We start from the raw sequence: 2,285 nt of genomic DNA, 5'->3' as shown, positions 1-2,285 counted from the left end.
CCAGCCCCATTCCCTTCGCGGAGTTGACATCGCCGCTATCGTTGGAATTCCAGGCAATCCCCGCTGACTCCTGTCCCCGATGCTGCAGGGCGTAAAGCCCCAGGTAGACATCCTCCAGCACGGAATGGCCATCTTTACAAAATGCTCCGAAAACCCCCGCCATGTTTAAGACCTCCCGACCTCATGTCGGTCCGGTCTTCTGGGGAAAATAATCACTTCCCCCAAAGCGAGGGCACCACCGGTAATTTTACCGATCCTCCGGGCGGGGAAACCTTCCCAGCAAGAAAGGAAAAGGCCGTTCGATTTTTCCGGGACGAGGTATACCGCCCGCGCGCCCCACTCTCCAAAGAGACATTCGGGAGAAAGGTCGAGACTCTGGATATCCAACCTGATCCCAATCTCCGCAGCCAGGCAGGTCTTCGCGAGGGAGACCAGCAGCCCGCCTCCGGCCACCGCTCGGCCGGCAACGGCAGCTCCCTGGCGGACGGTTCGCAATGCCCTTTCCATGAATGCCTTTTCCCTCACGGGGTCGTAAGGCCCCGGCGGAAAGGCTGTGACTTGGTCTGTGATCCTCGAGTAAGCGCTACCCCCCAAAAATGCGGGGATGTCTCCCACCAGGAATACCGATCCAGCCTCCCGGTCGGCGGAATCTCCCAGTGGGGGCTTTCCGCGACCCTGAAGGCCCACAACGGCGATAACAGGGCTGGGAAGTATCTTCCCTTCGGGGCTCTCGTTGTAAAGGCTGACATTCCCCGATACTACGGGGCAGGCAAGGTCGCCTGCCACGGCAGCCAGGCCTCTGACCGACTGCTCCAGGATCCAAAAGTTCTCGGGGTCTTCCGGCGATGGGAAGTTCAGGCAGTTTGTCATACCCAGGTGGGCGGCTCCACTCACCCACAGGGATCTCAGGCACTTGAGGAAAGTCTCGGCCGTCCCTTCGAAAGGTTCTAATTGGCATTTCCAGGGGTCCGCCTCCATGGTTACCGCCACGAGGCTCCCGTTCTCCGCGACCCGGAAGATGGATACACTTTTCCCGGGAGAGGTGACGGTATCGGACTGCGCACCATGATCGAACTGGCGGAAAATATGGGATTTGTCGGCCAGGTTCGGGTCTTCCATTATGGCGGCCAGGCATCGGGAGACTTCCGCCGGGTTGAGAGCTCCCGCGCCTCTTGCTCCTTTCCTGGCCCCGGCGGCAGGCTTTCTTGAAGGCCAGTGGACAGGAGGGGAACCGCCCCCGACCATCCCGGCCGGGAGGTTCACCTCGGTCTGCCCTCCCCGGGTCATGACAAAGTAACCGTCGTCGGTCACTTCACCAATTACTCCCCATTCCAACTGCCACTTCGCGGCTATAGAGCCGATCTCATCCAAAGATTCCTCTTTCGCGATCAGGAGCATTCTTTCCTGGGATTCCGAGAGGGCGATCTCCCAGGGTTCCATCCCCTCCTTGAGAGGCACCAGGTCTACGTTTATGAGAATCCCTTCGCCGCTCTTAGAGGCAATTTCACTCGAGGAAGAGGCTATGCCCGCGGCTCCCATGTCCTGCATGGCGACGATCAGGCCTTTTGAATGAATCTCCAGGCAGCATTGTATCAGGCGTTTTTCCAGTAAAGGATTCCCCTTGGGCACTTGGGGGAGGCTTGGCCCCGCGGCATCACCCAGCTCGGAAGAAGCAAAGGCAGCGCCCGCGACCCCTTCTTTCCCGGTCTTTGAACCTATCAACACGGCCCTGTGTCCCGGTCTCGCCGTTTTGGAACTGACGATGCCATCCAGGGGAACCAGTCCGAGGCACATCGTGTTGACCAGGGGATTGCCGTCGAAGCACTCGTCGTAAACGGTTTTTCCTCCGATGGTAGGGATTCCCAGGGCGTTTCCATACTCGGCGATGCCCTTCACGATCCCCTCGGCGGTGGCCGCGGCCCGGGGCGAATCCTTCCTCCCCAGGCAGAGTCCGTCCAAAAGGGCCATCGGCCTAGCCCCCATGGCCAGTACGTCCCTTACGATGCCGCCCACGCCCGTGGCCGCCCCGTCGTAAGGCGCCACCGCCGAGGGGTGGTTATGGCTTTCCAACTTGAAAGCTATCCCCCAACCTCCGCCGATATCGACGATCCCGGCGTTTTCTCCGGGTCCCTGTACCACGAAGTCTCCCTCGGTGGGCAGCGTGGCCAAGAGTCTTCTCGTGGACTTGTAACTGCAGTGCTCGGACCACATTACACCGAGAATTCTGAGTTCCGCCTGGTTCGGTTCCCGTCCCAGGGTTTCGACGATCACACCGTACTCGGCGT

Annotated in this window: 2 protein-coding genes; both read right to left on the bottom strand. The window is 60.1% G+C overall.

Annotated features, from left to right (window positions below):
• On the bottom strand, nt 1-163 hold a 163-nt coding region (locus GX108_02540; protein ID NLO55926.1), incomplete at its 3' end, for an amidophosphoribosyltransferase.
• A gap of 2 nt (nt 164-165) precedes the next feature.
• Nucleotides 166-2,271 carry a phosphoribosylformylglycinamidine synthase subunit PurL gene (purL, locus tag GX108_02535; GenBank protein NLO55925.1) on the bottom strand — a complete coding sequence of 702 codons (2,106 nt, stop codon included), beginning with the start codon at nt 2,269-2,271 and terminating at the stop codon, nt 166-168.
• Nucleotides 2,272-2,285 lie beyond the last annotated feature (14 nt).

The sequence above is a fragment of the Thermovirga sp. genome (assembly GCA_012523215.1).
Lineage (GTDB): Bacteria > Synergistota > Synergistia > Synergistales > Thermovirgaceae > 58-81.
Note: the sequence above shows the minus strand (reverse complement) of the source record. Positions and strands in the feature narration are given on the sequence as shown.